Source organism: Borborobacter xinjiangensis (assembly GCF_047739745.1).
Taxonomy (GTDB): Bacteria; Pseudomonadota; Alphaproteobacteria; order Rhizobiales; family Rhizobiaceae; genus Pseudaminobacter.
In genome coordinates, this window is sequence record NZ_JBLLVA010000002.1 from 173,582 (window position 1) to 190,080 (window position 16,499).

A 16,499-nucleotide genomic window follows, 5' to 3' on the forward strand; every position below is an offset into this window, starting at 1 on the left:
GTCCCCGAAAGAAGTGCTGCGACGGGATATCGTGTGGATCACGACATACCAAAACACGAAAAGGTACGGTTCCGACGCACCGAGATCGTAGATCTTGATGCCTTTCCGTCGGCAGGGGAACGTGACTCCAAGAAAAAACGACCTTTCGGACGGCGCATTGTTGAAGCCGTTGCCGCGACCTTTGCCATCTTGGCGGGGGTGGCGGGGCTCTGTGCGCTGGTCGTCCTGCTGGTGGCAAATTCCGGCTTGGGCACAGAGCGGCTGCGCTCGGAGGCCGAGAAGGCGATCACGGCGGCGGTCGGGGTCGATATCGGCGCGACCATGGGATCGGCCTCCATGTCGGTGGATGGCTCGCGCCTGCTCGCGGTCGAGGTGCGTGACGTCAGCCTCGACGCAGCCGATGGCACTCCGATCGTCAAGGCAGGCGTCGTCAGGTTCGGGGTTCGGTTCCTGCCGCTTCTGACGGGCAATCTGCGGCTCGGTAGCGCAAAAATCTACGACGCGCGGATCACGACAGCGGCGATGCCGCCGGCCGATCGCGGCGACTGGACAAAAACCCTTCAGAACGAAGTGGGCCTGATCGACCCAGACAAGGTTTCGCAGGTCGTATTCGATCAGGTTCACAATGCGCTGGATTGGCTGCGGGCAGGGTCGACCGACGAGATCGAGCTCGAAAATGTCGAAATCGTGCTTCCGGAGGATGGGCGCCTGCGCTTGCTGCACGTCATGACCGCCGCCTTGACCAGCGCAGAGCCGGGCAAGCTTGCGGTGGATGCAAAGGTCGAGATCGACGGCCGGGCGCTGTCGATAGAGGGAACGGCAGCGCGCGACGCTGTTTTGCGCCGGGTGACGGCGCTCGATCTCGTCATGGGAAGCGAGGCGCCGCCCGAGGTGGCAGTCTCGAGCACCGGTGAAGCGGCAGAGCCGGGCGACGAAAACAGGCTCGGTCCCTTCGAGCTCTCTATCGCCGGGGCGGAGGGTTCGGGCGACGATCCTGCGCGGCTGGGTGTCGCTCTGCGTCTCGACGATTCGGTGATCGATCTCGGCAAAAAGGATGCGTTTCACGGAAGCATTGCGCTTCAGGCCACTTTGCTGGGCGGCTCCAACAAGGTCGAAATCGACAGCTTGCGTGTGGTGACCGGGCGCAGCAGCCTGGAGTTCAATGGCGCGGTCGGGCCGAGGCCCGGCAGCGGCAAGCCGGATGAGATTCCCGTCTATCGGTATGAACTCGTCAGCACGGATACAACGTTGGCGCCCGCGGATTCGCCGGAGCCCACTCTCGATTTTCTGGCGCGCGTCAGCGGCACCTACAATCCCGAGGCCAATCGACTGACCGCCGATGAAATTGCGATCAAAAGCGGGTCCGGTACCGCGCTTGGCACCGGTTCGGTGGAGTTTGCGCCGGGCGAGGCGCCTGGCATAGCCCTCGCCGTCACCGTCACTTCAATGGAGGTCTCCCACGCCAAGCAGTTGTGGCCGTGGTTCGCCGCCCGAGGCGCCAGGAAATGGGTGCTCGAGCATCTGTTCGGTGGTCGCGTGGCTGAAGGCCGCGTGCAATTCCGGGTTCCGCCGGGGCGGCTTGGAAACGGCATTCCGCTGACGACAGAGGAGGTTTCCGGACATTTTCAGATAGAGGGTACGCGTTTCGATACGGCGGGTCTCATGCCGCCGGTGCGTGATGCGATGGGCGCTGTCGATTTTCGCGGCAACGAGGTCGATATCTCGCTTTCCTCAGGCACCGTCTACATGCAGAGCGGCCGCAGCGTCGCCGCCAGCAACGGCACGCTGCGCATCGAAAAGGCAAATCGTAAGCCATTGATCGGTACGCTGGATATGGATGTCGAGGGCGATGCGGCGGCGATTACGGAACTCGCCTCATACGAACCGATCAATGCGATGCGCCATGTGCCGCTGGCCCCTGATGATTTCAGCGGAAAGGTGCGCGGTAATGTAAAGGCCGACGTTCCACTCCAAAAGGGGGTCGATGCAGGAAAGCTCGGATGGCGCGTGGTGCTTGACTATGAGGGCCTGACGCTGGCCAAGCCCATGGATGGTCAGAAGATCAGCGAGGCCGACGGCACGATCACTATAGAGCCGGAGCAGGCTCTGATAGAGGCGAAAGCCGATTTGAACGGCATACCTGCGGAGATTTCGCTGGTTGAGCCGTTGCGGACCGGCGGCCCGGAGCGGGAGCGCAAGGTTCGGCTCATTCTGGACGACAAGACGCGAGAGACGCTCATTCCCGGCCTTGCGTCGCTGATATCGGGCACCGTGAAGGTGGATCTGGATGTCGCGAGGAAGGACAGGCAGGAGGTCAGCGCCGATCTCACGGGAGCCAGGCTCGACATTCCGTGGGTCGGCTGGTCGAAGGGGCGCGGAATAAAAGCCGATATCGCTTTCGTGCTTCAGAAGGCCGATGGGGTCTCGACACTCTCCGACTTCAAACTGGAAGGCGAGTCATTCTCAATAGGTGGCGATGTCACGCTGGAGCAGGGGCAGTTGGCCTCGGCGCGCTTCGCCAAAGTCAGGCTCAATCGCGGCGACGATGTAGCCGTCTCGATCAAGCGGTCGGGCAAGAAGTTTTCCGTCAAGGTAAGCGGCAAGGGCATGGACGCCCGCTCCCTGATCAAGCAGTACACCTCCGAGATCGGCGCGGCGGCCAAATCGACACAAACTGCCGCCGTCTCCATAGATTTGAACGTCAAGTCCATCAGGGGCTTCAATGGCGAAACCCTGTCCGATGCGGCGCTCAGATATGATGCGACGGGATCGAGGGTAAACGGCCTCCAGATCAGCGCCGTGTCCGGTTCGGGCGCTGCCATAACCGCCAGCAGTGCCTCCGAAGGCGGTCGGCGCAGCCTGAAATTGCGGTCGGCGGATGCCGGCGCCATCCTGCGCTTCCTGAACATCTACCAGCATATGGAGGGCGGTCAGATCGGGGCGGCGCTGGCCGCCGAGGGCGATGGTCCAATGGTCGGCAGGATCGATGCCAGGAATTTCTGGATCGTCAACGAGCCGAAACTTGCCTCGATCGTTTCAACCACGCCGCCGGGCGACAATCGCAGCCTCAATCAGGCAGTGCGCAAGGAAATCGATACGTCGCGGGTTCAGTTCGAGCGCGGCTCCGCGCAAATCGAAAAGGGGCAGGGCTATCTGAGGATCGCCAATGGCGTGTTGCGCGGACCATTGATCGGCACGACATTCCAGGGAACGCTTTACGACCAGAACGGCAATATGGCCATGACCGGGACGTTCATGCCGGCCTATGGTCTCAATCGCCTTTTCGGCGAGATTCCGATTTTCGGCGCCATTTTGGGCAATGGTCGCGATCGCGGCCTCATCGGCGTGACCTATCGGCTTGCGGGCAGGGCCAAGTCGCCCGTGCTCCAGATCAATCCGTTGTCGGTAATCGCGCCGGGGATCTTCCGGTCCATCTTTGAGTTCCAGTAGGCACAATTCCAGGAAAAAGCGGGCAGCGGTTTTCGGAGCGGAATCGCTGGTGCGGCCGTTATTTCGGCCGCACCAGAATGTGCTTCTTCTTGCCGAGCGAAAGCTTCAGCACGCCTTCCGAAGTCAGGTCGGCAAGCGTGACCATGCGGCGCTCATCGGCGATGTTCTGGTCGTTGAGCCGCACGCCACCACCCTGGATGTGGCGGCGCGCCTCGCCGTTGGAGGCGGCAAGGCCCGCGGAAACGAACAGCGAGAGAATGCCTGTCCCGGCTTCCAGCGCCGATCTGTCGAGATCGACTGTCGGAAGGCTTTCGGCAAGCGCGCCCTCTTCGAAGGTCTTGCGGGCGGTTTCGGCGGCCTGTTCGGCCGCGTCCCGTCCGTGCAGCATTGCCGTTACCTCAGTCGCCAGCACCTTCTTGGCGTCGTTGATCTCGGCGCCGCCCAGCTTGCCAAGTCGGGTGATCTCATCGAGCGGCAGGGTCGTGTAGAGCTTGAGGAACCGCTCGACATCGGCGTCCTCGGTGTTGCGCCAGTATTGCCAAAACTCGTAGGGCGACAGCATGTCGGCGTTGAGCCAGACCGCGCCATTCAACGATTTGCCCATCTTGGCGCCGGACGAGGTGGTGAGCAGCGGCGAGGTCAGCGCATAGAGCTGCGGCGTGCCGAGACGGTGGCCGAGATCGATGCCGTTGACGATGTTGCCCCATTGATCCGAACCGCCCATCTGCAGCCTTACGCCATAGCGCCGGTTAAGCTCGACGAAGTCGTAGGCCTGCAGAATCATGTAGTTGAATTCGAGGAAAGACAGCGATTGCTCGCGGTCGAGCCGCTGCTTGACCGAATCGAACGACAGCATGCGGTTGACCGAGAAATGCTGGCCGACATCGCGCAGGAATTCGAGATAATTCAGCGGCAGCAGCCAGTCGGCATTATTGACCATCAGCGCATCGCGCGGGCCTTCGCCGAAGGTAAGATAGTTCGAAAACACCTTCTTGATGCCGTCGATGTTCGCCTGGATCGTCTGCGGCGTCATCAGCTTGCGCGCCTCGTCCTTGAACGAGGGGTCGCCGACCATGCCGGTTCCGCCGCCCATCAGGGCCATGGGCCGGTGCCCCGTTTTCTGCATCCAGTGCAGCATCATGATCTGGATGAGGCCGCCGGCATGCAGGCTGGAGGCGGTCGGATCGAAGCCGATATAGGCGGTTACCGTCTCCGTCGCGAACAGCTTGTCGAGGCCGGCATCATCCGAGGTCTGCTGAATGAAGCCGCGCTCGGACATGATGCGCAGGAAGTCGGATTTGAAAGCGGACATTCGTCATATTCCCGTTATCACCATGAAGCGTGCGGCGAGCATGGCAAGTGTGTTGCGGCGCGTTTAGCATCCGATGCCAGGGAATCACAAGAACGGCGAGCACATGGCCCCTATCTGCGCGATCGGTTTGATGAGCGGCACTTCGATGGACGGCATCGATATCGCCATGCTGAGGACCGATGGCATCGCTGCTGTCGAGGCCGGCCCATCGCTGTTCGTACCTTATGATGCGGCGTTCGCGCGACGCATCGAAATGGCGCTGGAGGCTGCCAAGGACATCCGCCGGCGGCAGGACCGACCGGGCGATCTGGCCGCGCTGGAGCGCGACATCACGCTGCGGCATGCGCGGGCAGTGAAAGAATTTCTGCATTCTCCGGCGGTCGGCAAGTGGGGTAGCCCTGAGGTGATCGGTTTTCACGGCCAGACCGTGCTGCACCGGCCACTGGTCGGCTTGACGGTGCAATTAGGCGAAGGGGCGCTGCTGGCCCGCGAACTGAAACTGCCGGTGGTCTACGACATGCGCGCCAACGACATGGTTCACGGCGGGCAGGGCGCGCCGTTGGTGCCAGCCTATCATGCTGCCCTTGCCGCCGCGCTGCCGGAGCGGTTCGCCGGGAAATTCCCGGTCGTGTTCGTCAATATAGGCGGCATATCCAACATCACCTATGTGCCGGCAGAAGGCGATCCGATCGCTTTCGACACCGGGCCGGGCAACACGCTGATCGATCAGTTCGTCTCACGCGAGGGCGGCGTTCCTTATGACGCGGACGGCGCGATCGCCAGCGAAGGTCGCATCGTTTCGGTGGTGGTTGAACGTTATCTACAGGCGCCGTTCCTCGCAAAATCCGGCCCCAAGTCATTGGACCGCAACGATTTTACGCTGGCTCCTGTACAGGGCCTCGAACTCGCCGATGGCGCGCGTACGCTGGCGGCGGTCTCGGCTGGAGCCATACTGAAATCGGCCGAGCACCTGCCGCAACCGCCGAAACTTTGGATCGTCTGCGGCGGCGGGCGAAAGAATCCGCATATCGTTGGTGATCTCAGGGCGGGCGCGCAAAAAACGGGTGCCGAGGTGATCGTCGCCGAAGATGCCGGGCTGAACGGCGATTCGACCGAGGCCGAAGCCTGGGCCTATCTGGCGGTGCGTTCGCTTAAGGGCCTTCCGCTTACTTTTCCCACCACAACCGGGTGCCGCGAGGCGGTGACCGGCGGTGTGCTTGCCCGGCCTTGAGCCGCAGGTTTCAGCGCAGGCGCTTTGGCCGCGGAGCGGACAATTCGCCGGCAAGCCTGCGGTCAAGATAATCCGCGCATTCGTCGATCAACAGTTGCGCGTCGTTGGTGAAGAAGTGGTTGGCGCCGGGCAGCGTCTTCTGAGTGATGGTGATGCCCTTTTGTGTGTGCAGCTTGTCGACCAGCCCCTGCACGTCCTTGGCCGGAGCCACCTTGTCGGCGTCACCATGGATGATGAGCCCGGACGAAGGGCAGGGCGCCAGGAATGAAAAGTCATAGGTGTTGGGCTGAGGCGCGACCGAGATGAAGCCTTCGATCTCCGGCCGGCGCATCAGCAACTGCATGCCGATCCAGGCGCCGAAGGAATAGCCGGCGACCCAGCAACTCTTGGAATCGGGATGAAGCGACTGAATCCAGTCAAGTGCTGCGGCGGCATCCGACAATTCGCCGGTGCCATGATCGAATTCGCCCTGGCTGCGCCCGATGCCGCGGAAATTGAAGCGGAGCGTGGTGAAATCGCGCTTCTGGAACATGTAGAAGAGGTCGTAGACGATCTTGTTGTTCATCGTGCCCCCGAATTGTGGATGCGGGTGCAGGATGATGGCGATCGGCGCGTTCTTTTCCTTCGACGGCTGATAGCGGCCTTCCAGGCGACCAGCGGGACCGGCGAAAATGACCTCGGGCATGACAACTCCACTCGATTGGCGAAAAGCAGACTGCAATTGTAAACAATTGCGCCGCTGGCCTTGACGCCGGGCGGGCACCTACTTAGAAACTAGTTTAGAACCATTCAAAACTGGCTGGGCTAGTCACCCGGCCGGCAAAACGGGTAAATAGGACGTCTGGCCTTGGAATTTCAAGGAAATAACGTTCGCGTTGTTTCTGTCGCGGCGAAGACGGCCGAAAGAGCGGAAATGACCGGATCGCGCGCCTATCTCGATTATAATGCGAGCGCACCGCTGCTGCCAGCGGCGCGAGGGGCAATGCTTGCCGCACTTGAAGTCGCGGCCAATCCCTCGTCCGTACACAGCGAAGGCCGGCAGGCGCGCAAGATCATCGAGGAGGCGCGTCGTGACGTCGCAGCGCTGGTCAATGCCGGGCATGATCATGTCGTCTTCACGTCCGGGGCGACGGAAGCTGCAGCGACGCTGCTTTCGCCCGACTGGCAGATGGGCCGGGGGGCGATGCGCATGTCGAGGCTCTATGTCTCGCAGGCCGACCATCCCTGTCTTTTGAACGGTGGCCGTTTCGGCGCCGATCGCGTGGTTCGTATCGGGGTTGACGAGAACGGCATTGCCGATCTTCCGGCGCTTGAGCGCGCGCTGGCCGCGCATGACCGCTCCGAGGGCCTGCCGCTCGTTGCCATCCATGCCGCCAATAATGAGACGGGCGTCATCCAGCCGCTGGCCGAACTGTCGGCGATTGTCAAAGCGGCCGGCGGGGTGTTTGTCGTCGACGCGGTGCAGGCCGCGGGTCGCATTCCGCTCGATATAGCGCGAGGTTACGCGGATTATATGATCTTGTCCGCGCACAAGATCGGCGGCCCAAAGGGTGTTGGCGCATTTGTCGCCGCGTCGGACCTGATGATGCCGAAGGCGCTCGTTACAGGCGGCGGGCAGGAGCGGGGCTTTCGCGGCGGCACCGAAAACCTGGCGGCGATTGCCGGCTTTGGAGCGGCGGCGCGGGAGGCGCTATCGGCGCTTGGCGAAATTGGGCAGCTACGCAATTTGCGCAATGGGCTCGAAGACGCCATATGTCAGCTTGCGCCCGATGTGGAAATTTTCGGCCGGGCGGTAGAGCGGCTTGCCAACACGGTATTTTTCGCTATCCCCGGAGTGAAAGCCGAAACCGCGCAGATCGCGTTCGATCTTGCCGGTGTCGCCCTCTCGGCGGGATCTGCCTGCTCATCCGGGAAAGTCGGCCCGAGCCACGTGCTGAAGGCGATGGGATACGACAATCCGGACGGCGCGCTGCGCGTTTCGATCGGCCGCTCGACGACGCCCGCGGAGATAGAAAAATTCAAGAGCGCACTGGCCGCGATTTTGGCGCGGCGGGCGCAAAAGACGAAAGCTGCCTGAGGGCAGAAGACTGAATTTGGCTCCATTGGGCCAACAAGCCGGTGTGTGCTGGAGTGCCGCAGGCACTTCTGACGGATGAACTTCCGGACAGGACACACTATATGGAGCTTACGCCGCCATGGATCGCCTCGGGCGGTGCCATAGTTTGAAAACTGCCGGGCCTTGACCCCGGCGAGGATGGAGAACGCTGATGCCTGCTGTGCAGGAAACGATCGATCGGGTCCGCAAGATCGACGTCGACCAATACAAATACGGATTCCAGACCGAAATCGAAATGGACAAGGCCCCCAAGGGCCTGGACGAGGAGATCATTCGGCTTATTTCGGCCAAGAAGGACGAGCCCGAATGGATGCTTGAGTGGCGTCTTGAAGCGTTCCGTCGCTGGCAGACCATGGAGGAGCCGACCTGGGCGCGCGTCGAATATCCGAAGATCGATTTCCAGGACATCCATTACTATGCCGCGCCGAAAAGCACGCCCGGACCGACATCGCTCGACGAAGTCGATCCGGAACTGCTGCGGGTCTATGAAAAGCTCGGCATTCCGCTCAAGGAGCAGGAAATCCTTGCCGGCGTCCAGAAGAAGCCGGCCGATGGCGAGGAGCTTGAGGCGAGCGACAACGTCTACAAGTCGGGCCGCGTCGCGGTCGACGCGGTGTTCGATTCCGTCTCAGTCGTCACCACCTTCAAGAAGGAGCTGGCACAGGCCGGCGTGATCTTCTGCTCCATTTCGGAGGCCATTCGCGAGCATCCGGAACTGGTGAAAAAATATCTTGGCACCGTGGTGCCGCAGTCGGATAACTTCTACGCGACGCTCAACTCGGCGGTGTTCACCGATGGCTCCTTCGTCTTCGTGCCGAAGGGCGTGCGCTGCCCGATGGAGTTGTCGACCTATTTCCGCATCAATGAGAAGGGCACCGGCCAGTTCGAGCGCACCCTCATCATTGCCGAGGAAGGCGCTTACGTTTCCTATCTGGAGGGCTGCACCGCCCCGCAGCGCGACGAAAACCAGCTTCATGCTGCGGTTGTCGAACTGATCGCGCTCGATGATGCGGAGATCAAGTATTCGACCGTGCAGAACTGGTATCCCGGCGATGCCGAAGGCAAGGGCGGCGTCTACAATTTCGTCACCAAGCGTGGCGACTGCCGCGGCAAGAATTCGAAGATCTCCTGGACCCAGGTCGAAACCGGTTCGGCGATCACCTGGAAATACCCGTCCTGCATCCTGCGCGGCGACAATTCGCGCGGCGAGTTCTACTCGATTGCCGTGTCGAACGGTTACCAACAGGTCGACAGCGGTACCAAGATGATCCATCTCGGCAAGAACACGACGAGTCGCATCATCTCCAAGGGCATTGCCGCCGGTTTTTCGCAGAACACCTATCGCGGCCAGGTTTCGGCTCACCGCAAGGCGGAGAACGCCCGCAACTTCACCAACTGCGACAGCCTGCTGATCGGTGATCGGTGCGGCGCGCACACCGTGCCCTACATGGAGGCGAAGAACGCCACCGCGCAATTCGAGCATGAGGCGACGACCTCGAAGATTTCCGAAGACCAGAAGTTCTACGTCATGCAGCGCGGCATTCCCGAGGAAGAGGCGATCGCGCTGATCGTCAACGGCTTCGTCAAGGACGTCATCCAGGAACTGCCGATGGAGTTCGCGGTTGAAGCCCAGAAGCTGATCGGCATCAGCCTCGAAGGTTCGGTCGGCTGACCAGAGATTTTAGGAAGAACAAGAATATGATCGAGATCAAGAACCTGCATGCCCGCATCGCCGAAACCGGCACCGAGATCATCCGTGGCTTGAACCTGACCGTTAAGGACGGCGAAGTCGCCGCCATCATGGGGCCGAACGGGTCGGGCAAGTCGACGCTGTCCTATATCCTCGCCGGTCGGCCGGACTACGAGGTAACGGAAGGCGACATTCTCTATAATGGCGAGTCGATCCTGGAAATGGACCCGTCCGAACGCGCGGCGGCCGGCATTTTCCTGGCATTCCAGTATCCCATGGAGATACCCGGCGTCGCCACCATGGAATTCCTGAAGGTAGCGATCAATTCGCAGCGCAAGGCGCGCGGCGAAGAGCCGCTCAAGGTTCCCGATCTGCTGAAGCGGGTCAAGGAAGCGGCCGGCGCGCTTGACATCGAAATGGCCATGCTGAAGCGGCCGCTCAATGTCGGGTTTTCGGGCGGCGAGAAAAAGCGTGCCGAAATCCTGCAGATGAAGCTGCTTGAGCCGAAGCTGTGCGTGCTCGACGAGACCGACTCCGGTCTGGACATCGACGCGCTGAAGATCGTCTCCGACGGCGTCAATTCGTTGCGCTCGCCCGACAGGTCGATCATTGTCATCACCCACTATCAACGTCTGCTTCAGCACATCGTGCCGGATTCGGTCCATGTGCTTCATCGTGGCCAGGTCATCAAATCCGGCGACAAATCGTTGGCGTTCGAATTGGAAGAGAACGGCTACGCCGGGATCATCGAAGAAGCGGCATAGGTGAGGCGATGAACATGCATGCGACACCTCAGCGGACCGCTGCCGAGACGGCGCTGCTCGACGCTTTCGGAGAGCGGATTTCGCTACTGCCGGGCGACGGCGCGGTCACCGTAAAGCGCGACGACGCAATCGAGGCGCTTAAGGCGGGATTTCCGACCAAGCGCGTTGAATCCTGGCACTATACCGATCTGCGCCGGCTCTTGACTGCTGTTCCCGCCCATGATGAGGCCGCCGACGCCAAGCCGCTCGCGCCGGTGCTTGACGGCTCGACCGTGTTTTCGGTTCTGAACGGGACGGCAAGCCAGAAAATCGCGCCCGTCGAGGGCGTGAGCGTCCAGGCGTTGGCCGAGAAGCTGACCGACGGCAGTTTTGCTGCCGCGCTCGACCTGTACGGCAAGGACGATGCGATCGGCGCGCTGAATGCGGCGTTCGTTGCCGATGGCTATTTCGTCGACATCGCAGCCGGCGCGGAGCTTGGAGCCCCGATCGAACTTCAGAACGTGCAGGCGGGCGGACAGACGCATGTGCGTTTTCCGGTTCGGGTCGGCGATGGCGCCAAGGCGACGATCGTCGAGCGCCAGACCGGAACCGGCTCCGCGCTCACCAGCTCGGTCAGCCAACTCCTGATCGGCGATGACGCCGAAGTCCGCTGGCTGATCGTTCAGGAGCAGCCCGACGTCGCAACGCATCTTGCGCAGTTCAAGGCCAAGCTGGGCAAGAACGCAAAGCTGACGCTGTTCATCATGAACGCGGGCGGCAAGCTGGTCCGGCAGGAAGTTGTCGTTGACGCAGCGGGCGAGGGTGCCGACTTCACGCTGCGCGGCATCAACCTGCTGGCCGGTGATACGCACACCGACGTGACCATGGTGCTCGACCATTCGGTTCCGCACACGACCTCGACCGAGGTCATCCGCAACGTGGTGACCGGCAAGGCGCGCGGCGTGTTCCAGGGCCGCATCAATGTCGCTCAATATGCCCAGAAGACCGACGCGAAGATGGCGTGCAACACGCTGCTTTTGTCGGACGACGGTGAGTTTGCCGCCAAGCCGGAGCTCGAAATCTTTGCCGACGACGTGCAGTGCGGCCACGGTGCAACCGTTACCGAGATCAACCGCAACCATCTCTTTTACCTTATGGCGCGGGGCGTCGACGAGAAGACGGCGCGCGGCCTGCTGGTTCGGGCCTTCGTTGCCGAAGTGATCGAGGAACTGGAAGACGAGCCGGTGGTCGACGCTCTTGAAGAGCGTCTTGCCGAATGGTTCCAGACGCACGGGTGAGGCATGAACGCACCGGAGAAAATCGCGGATTTTTATGACGTCGAGGCCATTCGCCGCGATTTTCCGATCCTTTCACGTGAGGTCTATGGCAAGCCGCTTGTCTATCTTGACAATGGTGCGTCGGCGCAGAAGCCGCAAGTCATGCTCGACGCGGTCGAACATGCCTATGCCAGCGAATATGCCAACGTCCATCGCGGCCTGCATTTTCTGTCGAACGCCGCCACCGAAGCCTATGAAAAGGCTCGAGAAACGGTGCGGCGGTTCCTGAATGCCGGAAGCGTCGAAGAGATCGTTTTCACCAAATCCACGACCGAGGCGATCAACACGGTCGCCTATGGTTTCGGCATGCCGAATATCGGCGAGGGCGACGAGATCGTCCTTTCGATCATGGAGCATCACTCGAATATCGTGCCGTGGCATTTCATCCGCGAGCGCCAGGGCGCGAAACTTGTCTGGGTGCCGGTGGATGACCAGGGTGCCTTCCATATCGAGGAATTCGAGAAGCGCCTGACCGACCGGACAAAGCTGGTCGCCATCACGCATATGTCGAATGCGCTGGGTACGGTGACGCCCATCAAGGAAATCGTTCGGATAGCCCACGAGCGGGGCATTCCGGTGCTGGTTGACGGCAGTCAGGCGGCCGTGCACCTGCCGGTCGACGTTCGGGACCTCGACTGCGATTTCTATGTCTTCACCGGCCATAAGGTCTATGGGCCGAGCGGCATCGGCGTGCTCTATGGCAAACGCGAGTTCCTGGAGCGGATGCGCCCGTTCCAGGGCGGCGGGGAGATGATCTTCGAGGTGACCGAAGACAACGTCACCTACAACGATCCGCCGCATCGCTTCGAGGCTGGAACGCCGCCGATCGTGCAGGCGATCGGCCTTGGAGTTTCGCTGAACTATATGGAAAAGGTCGGTCGCGCCGCGATCGCCGCGCATGAGGCCGAACTGAAGGACTACGCGCATGAACGCCTGCGCGCCATCAATTCGCTGCGCATTTTCGGCGAGGCGCCGGACAAGGGCGCGATCGTTTCGTTTGAACTGCAGGGTATCCACGCCCATGACGTTTCGATGGTCATCGACCGAGCGGGTGTGGCGGTGCGTGCCGGCACCCATTGCGCTCAGCCGCTGCTGAAGCGCTTCGGCGTGACTTCGACCTGCCGGGCCTCGTTCGGCATGTACAATACGAGAGCCGAAGTCGACATTCTGGCCGAAGCTCTTGAAAAGGCACGGAAGTTCTTTGGGTGAGCTTCATGGATGACACTGTCGCGACCAACGAAGCCGACCCGCAGCAGGACGCGCCGTCAGCCTCCGCCATTCCGGCGGATGAACTGGCGCGACTGACCGACGATGTCATTTCGGCGCTGAAGACAGTCTATGATCCGGAGATACCGGCCGACATCTACGAACTCGGTCTGGTCTACAAGATCGACATAGAGGACGACCGTTCGGTTAAAATCCTCATGACGCTGACCGCGCCCGGCTGCCCCGTCGCGGGCGAGATGCCTGGCTGGGTACAGAACGCGATCGGTGCGGTGGAAGGCGTCTCCAATGTCGAGGTCGACATGACCTTTGATCCCCCTTGGACGCCCGACCGCATGTCGGAAGAGGCGCAGATCGCAGTCGGATGGTACTGACAACCGACGCTGCGCTGTTGTCAGAGGGTGGTTTCCTCCTACATGGAATATCCATGAGGATGAGTGGTGCAGCCGGTATCGGCATTGGTGTCGCAATCGGCGTGGCAATAGGTCTGGCTTCGGACAACATCACGATGGGAATCGGAATTGGCATTGCGATTGCGATCGCCATAGGGCTCGCTCTGCGGGCGTCCGGCAATGGAAAATGAGCTTTCGGAATGTTCGGTTCGCATCGATAACAGCCCGACTTGCGCGCCCGCCAAATATTCACCATCTTAGGACAGAATCATTCCGCAGGCCTTTAACCTGCGCAGAGTGGAGCAGGATATGGGACGTTTTGCAGTCATCAGCATGACTGATCGGGCCGCCGCGCGGGTCAACGAGATCGTGGCCACGCGCGAGAAGGCCCATGGCATCCGCCTTGGCATCAAAAAGGGCGGTTGCGCCGGCATGGAATATACGGTCGATCTGGTGACCGAGCCGGATCCGAAGGACGACCATATCGAACGGGATGGCGCTCATGTCTATGTCGCGCCGGAAGCGGCCTTGTTCCTGTTCGGAACAGTCATGGACTTCGAAACGACCCAGTTGCGCACCGGCTTCACCTTCACCAATCCGAACCAGAGCTCGGCCTGCGGCTGCGGCGAATCGGTGGAGCTCAATCCCGCCGATCTGAAGGCTCTGGCGCAGGCGCGGGCTGCCGGCGCCGTCTGAAGCCATGGACAACGAGGCCATTCGCGATCTTTTCGCTGGCCTCGGCCCGGTCAGCATTCGCAAGCTGTTCGGCGGCAAGGGCATCTACCACGACGGTCTGATCATCGCGATCGAACTGCGTGGCGAACTGATGCTGAAGGCCGACGCGCAAGCCGCACCGGAATTCGAAGCTGCTGGTTGCAGGCAATGGTCTTATACCGGCTCCAAGCACGGCAAGAACGTCGCCATGCCATACTGGAGCATTCCCGACAGCGCCATCGACGATCCCGACGAGATGGCGATCTGGGCGCGCAAGGCCTACGCGGCCGCGCTGCGGTCGGCCAAATAGGGCCTGGCGCGGTTCATCGGCCGAGGCAACCACGGTCTGCGGTGATTTTCGAAAACTACTGCTTCTTGAGGCGCCGGCTTGTTGTCGCGGGCTCATGGATCAGTTCGCGCGCGATTGCGGCCGCAAGCCGCGCATTGTTTTCGACGAGCGCGATATTCGTCTTGAGGCTTTCGCCGTTCGTCAGTTCGAAGATCCTGGCCAGCAGGAAAGGCGTCACCGCCTTGCCGGTGATGTGCCGCAATCTGGCGGCGTCCTGCGCGTCGGCGATGTAGTTCGCCATTCTGGCTGCATCGATCTCGGCGTCTTGCGGAACCGGATTGGCCACCAGCATGCCGCCGGCGATGCCGAGCGCGCGGCGGGTGTGGAAGAAAGCCGCGATGTCCTTGGCCGTGTCGAGGCGCAATGGCGCCGAAATATTCGAATTTCGCGACCAGAACGCCGGCATCACGTCGGCCCGGAACGCCACGACGGGCACGCCGCGCGTCTCCAGCACTTCCAGCGTCTTCTCGATGTCCAGAATGGCCTTGGCCCCCGCTGAAACGACAATCAGCGGCGTGTGCGCGAGTTCATCGAGATCGGCCGAGATGTCGAAGCTGGCTTCCGCACCCTTGTGGACGCCGCCGATGCCGCCCGTGGCGAATACCTCGATGCCGGCCAGATGTGCCGCGATCATCGTTGCCGCGACAGTCGTACCGCCGGTGCGGCCTTGGGTGACCGCAAAGGCCAGATCTGCGCGCGACAGTTTCATGGCTCCGGTGGAATTGGCGAGGGCCTCACGCTCCTCGCCTGAGAGGCCGATTTTCAACCGACCGCCGATCACCGCGATGGTGGCCGGAACCGCGCCTTCATCCCGGACGATCTGCTCGACATTGGCGGCCATGGCGCTGTTTTGCGGGTATGGCATGCCATGGGTGATGATCGTGCTTTCGAGCGCCACCACCGGCCTGCCTGAGGCGAGCGCTTCGGCCACCGGCGGATTGACGTCCGTGAAGGAACGGGCGGCTTCCGGTGTCATGGTGTTTCTCCGATTTTCGTGCCGAGTTCCACCGCCTGCGGCACCAGCGCCAGCGTAGCGGCAAATGTCTGCGCCGAAAAGACGGGCACGGATGCGCGGCTCTGAACGGCAAGCGTGGCCGCCGCAACACCCTCGCGAAGCGCTTCGCGTAAATTCATGCCGCGTGCAATCGCCGCGACAGTCGCACCCGCAAGTGCATCGCCGGCGCCCGTCGCGTCGAGCACCGCTGATGCCGGCGGCGGGATAATCGAAAACAGCCCATCGCCGTCAAATCCTGTAACCGGCCCGCTGCCGGAGGTTATCACGCCACTGACCAATCCCTGGCTTTGCAGGGCACGCACCGTCGCGGCGGCGGGCGCATACTCGCTCATGTGAGAAAGGGCTGCTGCCTCGCGCTGGTTCATGAACAGGCAGGAAAGGCCACTCAGTCCATCGGCCAAGCGGGAGACCTTGGCCGGAGAAATCGCTATCGCGAACGATGGTTTGCCAGCCGCAATCTCAGCAAGTAGCCGCAGGGCGGAGGCGGGCAGGTTGGCATCGCACAGCAGCGCATCGGCGCGCTCGATCGCCTCGCGCATTTTCGAGCGGCGCATCTGCTTGGTAAAAGCAAGGTCGTAAAGCGCCATGTCGGCGAAGCCTAGGATCACTTCGCCATCACGATCGATGATTGCCGTATAGCTCGGCGTCACTCGGTCGAGAAAGACGACCGAAAGATCGGCAATGCCTTCCGCTGCGATAGCCCGCGAAACTGTTTCCCCGGCCGCGTCTCCGCCTCGAATCGACATCAGCGAGCCCACCGCGCCGCGCCGGACCGCATTGCGCAGTGCGTTGAAGACGCCGCCGCCCACATCCTCGCGCATCACTCCCGGATTTGACGCACCCGGCACATAGGCGTCCGTTATCCGGCCGCGCCGGTCGATATGCGCCCCGCCGACGGCGAGTATTCGAGGAGAGTTCATGGGTTC

The 16,499-nt window shown here is 61.7% G+C and carries 15 protein-coding genes; 11 read left to right on the top strand and 4 right to left on the bottom strand.

Features of this window, described 5'->3' with window-relative positions; genetic code table 11:
- The first annotated feature begins 33 nt into the window (after nt 1-33).
- Entirely contained in the window at nt 34-3,450 is a 3,417-nt protein-coding gene (locus ACLKMW_RS03020) for a YhdP family protein (RefSeq protein WP_415722898.1), read from the top strand.
- A gap of 58 nt (nt 3,451-3,508) precedes the next feature.
- Here the strand turns inward: ACLKMW_RS03020 and tyrS are convergent, their stop codons facing one another.
- A complete protein-coding gene (gene tyrS, locus ACLKMW_RS03025; protein ID WP_415722899.1) occupies nt 3,509-4,762 on the bottom strand; it encodes a tyrosine--tRNA ligase in 1,254 nt (417 codons plus the stop codon).
- A gap of 103 nt (nt 4,763-4,865) precedes the next feature.
- Between tyrS and ACLKMW_RS03030 the strand changes: the two genes are divergently transcribed.
- A complete protein-coding gene (locus tag ACLKMW_RS03030; RefSeq protein WP_415722900.1) occupies nt 4,866-5,993 on the top strand; it encodes an anhydro-N-acetylmuramic acid kinase in 1,128 nt (375 codons plus the stop codon).
- A gap of 10 nt (nt 5,994-6,003) precedes the next feature.
- Here ACLKMW_RS03030 and ACLKMW_RS03035 read toward each other — a convergent pair whose 3' ends face one another.
- Nucleotides 6,004-6,678 carry an alpha/beta hydrolase gene (locus tag ACLKMW_RS03035; RefSeq protein WP_415722901.1) on the bottom strand — a complete coding sequence of 225 codons (675 nt, stop codon included), beginning with the start codon at nt 6,676-6,678 and terminating at the stop codon, nt 6,004-6,006.
- Between the two features lie 228 nt (nt 6,679-6,906).
- On the opposite strand from ACLKMW_RS03035, the gene ACLKMW_RS03040 reads away from it, so the two are divergent.
- From ACLKMW_RS03040 to ACLKMW_RS03080, 9 genes are all read left to right on the top strand, one after another.
- Complete coding sequence (locus tag ACLKMW_RS03040) at nt 6,907-8,070, top strand: cysteine desulfurase family protein (protein WP_415722902.1); 1,164 nt, start codon at nt 6,907-6,909, stop codon at nt 8,068-8,070.
- A 190-nt stretch (nt 8,071-8,260) separates the two neighbouring features.
- On the top strand, nt 8,261-9,781 hold the full coding sequence (gene sufB, locus ACLKMW_RS03045) for a Fe-S cluster assembly protein SufB (protein WP_415722903.1): 1,521 nt from the start codon (nt 8,261-8,263) through the stop codon (nt 9,779-9,781).
- Nucleotides 9,782-9,807: 26 nt separating this feature from the next.
- Nucleotides 9,808-10,563: a Fe-S cluster assembly ATPase SufC gene (gene sufC / locus ACLKMW_RS03050; protein ID WP_415722904.1), complete on the top strand. Its 756-nt coding sequence runs from the start codon at nt 9,808-9,810 to the stop codon at nt 10,561-10,563.
- An 8-nt stretch (nt 10,564-10,571) separates the two neighbouring features.
- Nucleotides 10,572-11,840 (top strand): Fe-S cluster assembly protein SufD, encoded by a 1,269-nt coding sequence (gene sufD / locus ACLKMW_RS03055; protein WP_415722905.1) that lies wholly within the window; start codon nt 10,572-10,574, stop codon nt 11,838-11,840.
- 3 nt (nt 11,841-11,843) lie between these two features.
- The gene (locus tag ACLKMW_RS03060) at nt 11,844-13,088 is read left to right on the top strand and encodes a cysteine desulfurase (RefSeq protein ID WP_415722906.1); all 1,245 of its coding nucleotides are present in this window, start codon (nt 11,844-11,846) and stop codon (nt 13,086-13,088) included.
- Nucleotides 13,089-13,093: 5 nt separating this feature from the next.
- Nucleotides 13,094-13,477, top strand: coding sequence for an SUF system Fe-S cluster assembly protein (locus ACLKMW_RS03065; RefSeq protein WP_415722907.1), 384 nt, complete (start codon nt 13,094-13,096; stop codon nt 13,475-13,477).
- Complete coding sequence (locus ACLKMW_RS03070) at nt 13,468-13,686, top strand: hypothetical protein (protein ID WP_415722908.1); 219 nt, start codon at nt 13,468-13,470, stop codon at nt 13,684-13,686. Before ACLKMW_RS03065 ends, ACLKMW_RS03070 begins: the two co-directional genes overlap by 10 nt.
- Nucleotides 13,687-13,804: 118 nt before the next feature.
- A complete protein-coding gene (gene sufA / locus ACLKMW_RS03075) occupies nt 13,805-14,191 on the top strand; it encodes a Fe-S cluster assembly scaffold SufA (protein ID WP_415722909.1) in 387 nt (128 codons plus the stop codon).
- Between the two features lie 4 nt (nt 14,192-14,195).
- On the top strand, nt 14,196-14,519 hold the full coding sequence (locus tag ACLKMW_RS03080; RefSeq protein ID WP_415722910.1) for a TfoX/Sxy family protein: 324 nt from the start codon (nt 14,196-14,198) through the stop codon (nt 14,517-14,519).
- Nucleotides 14,520-14,574: 55 nt separating this feature from the next.
- On the opposite strand, the gene ACLKMW_RS03085 is transcribed toward ACLKMW_RS03080, so the two are convergent.
- Both ACLKMW_RS03085 and ACLKMW_RS03090 read right to left on the bottom strand, forming a co-directional pair.
- Entirely contained in the window at nt 14,575-15,534 is a 960-nt protein-coding gene (locus ACLKMW_RS03085) for a pseudouridine-5'-phosphate glycosidase (RefSeq protein WP_415722911.1), read from the bottom strand.
- Nucleotides 15,531-16,493: a carbohydrate kinase family protein gene (locus ACLKMW_RS03090; protein WP_415722912.1), complete on the bottom strand. Its 963-nt coding sequence runs from the start codon at nt 16,491-16,493 to the stop codon at nt 15,531-15,533. The genes ACLKMW_RS03085 and ACLKMW_RS03090 overlap by 4 nt, the downstream gene beginning before the upstream one ends.
- Nucleotides 16,494-16,499: the final 6 nt, after the last annotated feature.

Bases quoted from the DNA above. Each gene is read 5' to 3' on its own strand.
- sufC (WP_415722904.1), top strand. From the start codon at position 9,808: ATGATCGAGATCAAGAACCTGCATGCCCGCATCGCCGAAACCGGCACC.
- ACLKMW_RS03060 (WP_415722906.1), top strand. From the start codon at position 11,844: ATGAACGCACCGGAGAAAATCGCGGATTTTTATGACGTCGAGGCCATT.
- ACLKMW_RS03030 (WP_415722900.1), top strand. From the start codon at position 4,866: ATGGCCCCTATCTGCGCGATCGGTTTGATGAGCGGCACTTCGATGGAC.
- ACLKMW_RS03080 (WP_415722910.1), top strand. From the start codon at position 14,196: ATGGACAACGAGGCCATTCGCGATCTTTTCGCTGGCCTCGGCCCGGTC.
- ACLKMW_RS03040 (WP_415722902.1), top strand. From the start codon at position 6,907: ATGACCGGATCGCGCGCCTATCTCGATTATAATGCGAGCGCACCGCTG.
- ACLKMW_RS03035 (WP_415722901.1), bottom strand. From the start codon at position 6,678: ATGCCCGAGGTCATTTTCGCCGGTCCCGCTGGTCGCCTGGAAGGCCGC.
- tyrS (WP_415722899.1), bottom strand. From the start codon at position 4,762: ATGTCCGCTTTCAAATCCGACTTCCTGCGCATCATGTCCGAGCGCGGC.
- sufA (WP_415722909.1), top strand. From the start codon at position 13,805: ATGGGACGTTTTGCAGTCATCAGCATGACTGATCGGGCCGCCGCGCGG.
- sufD (WP_415722905.1), top strand. From the start codon at position 10,572: ATGAACATGCATGCGACACCTCAGCGGACCGCTGCCGAGACGGCGCTG.
- sufB (WP_415722903.1), top strand. From the start codon at position 8,261: ATGCCTGCTGTGCAGGAAACGATCGATCGGGTCCGCAAGATCGACGTC.
- ACLKMW_RS03085 (WP_415722911.1), bottom strand. From the start codon at position 15,534: ATGACACCGGAAGCCGCCCGTTCCTTCACGGACGTCAATCCGCCGGTG.
- ACLKMW_RS03090 (WP_415722912.1), bottom strand. From the start codon at position 16,493: ATGAACTCTCCTCGAATACTCGCCGTCGGCGGGGCGCATATCGACCGG.
- ACLKMW_RS03065 (WP_415722907.1), top strand. From the start codon at position 13,094: ATGGATGACACTGTCGCGACCAACGAAGCCGACCCGCAGCAGGACGCG.
- ACLKMW_RS03070 (WP_415722908.1), top strand. From the start codon at position 13,468: ATGGTACTGACAACCGACGCTGCGCTGTTGTCAGAGGGTGGTTTCCTC.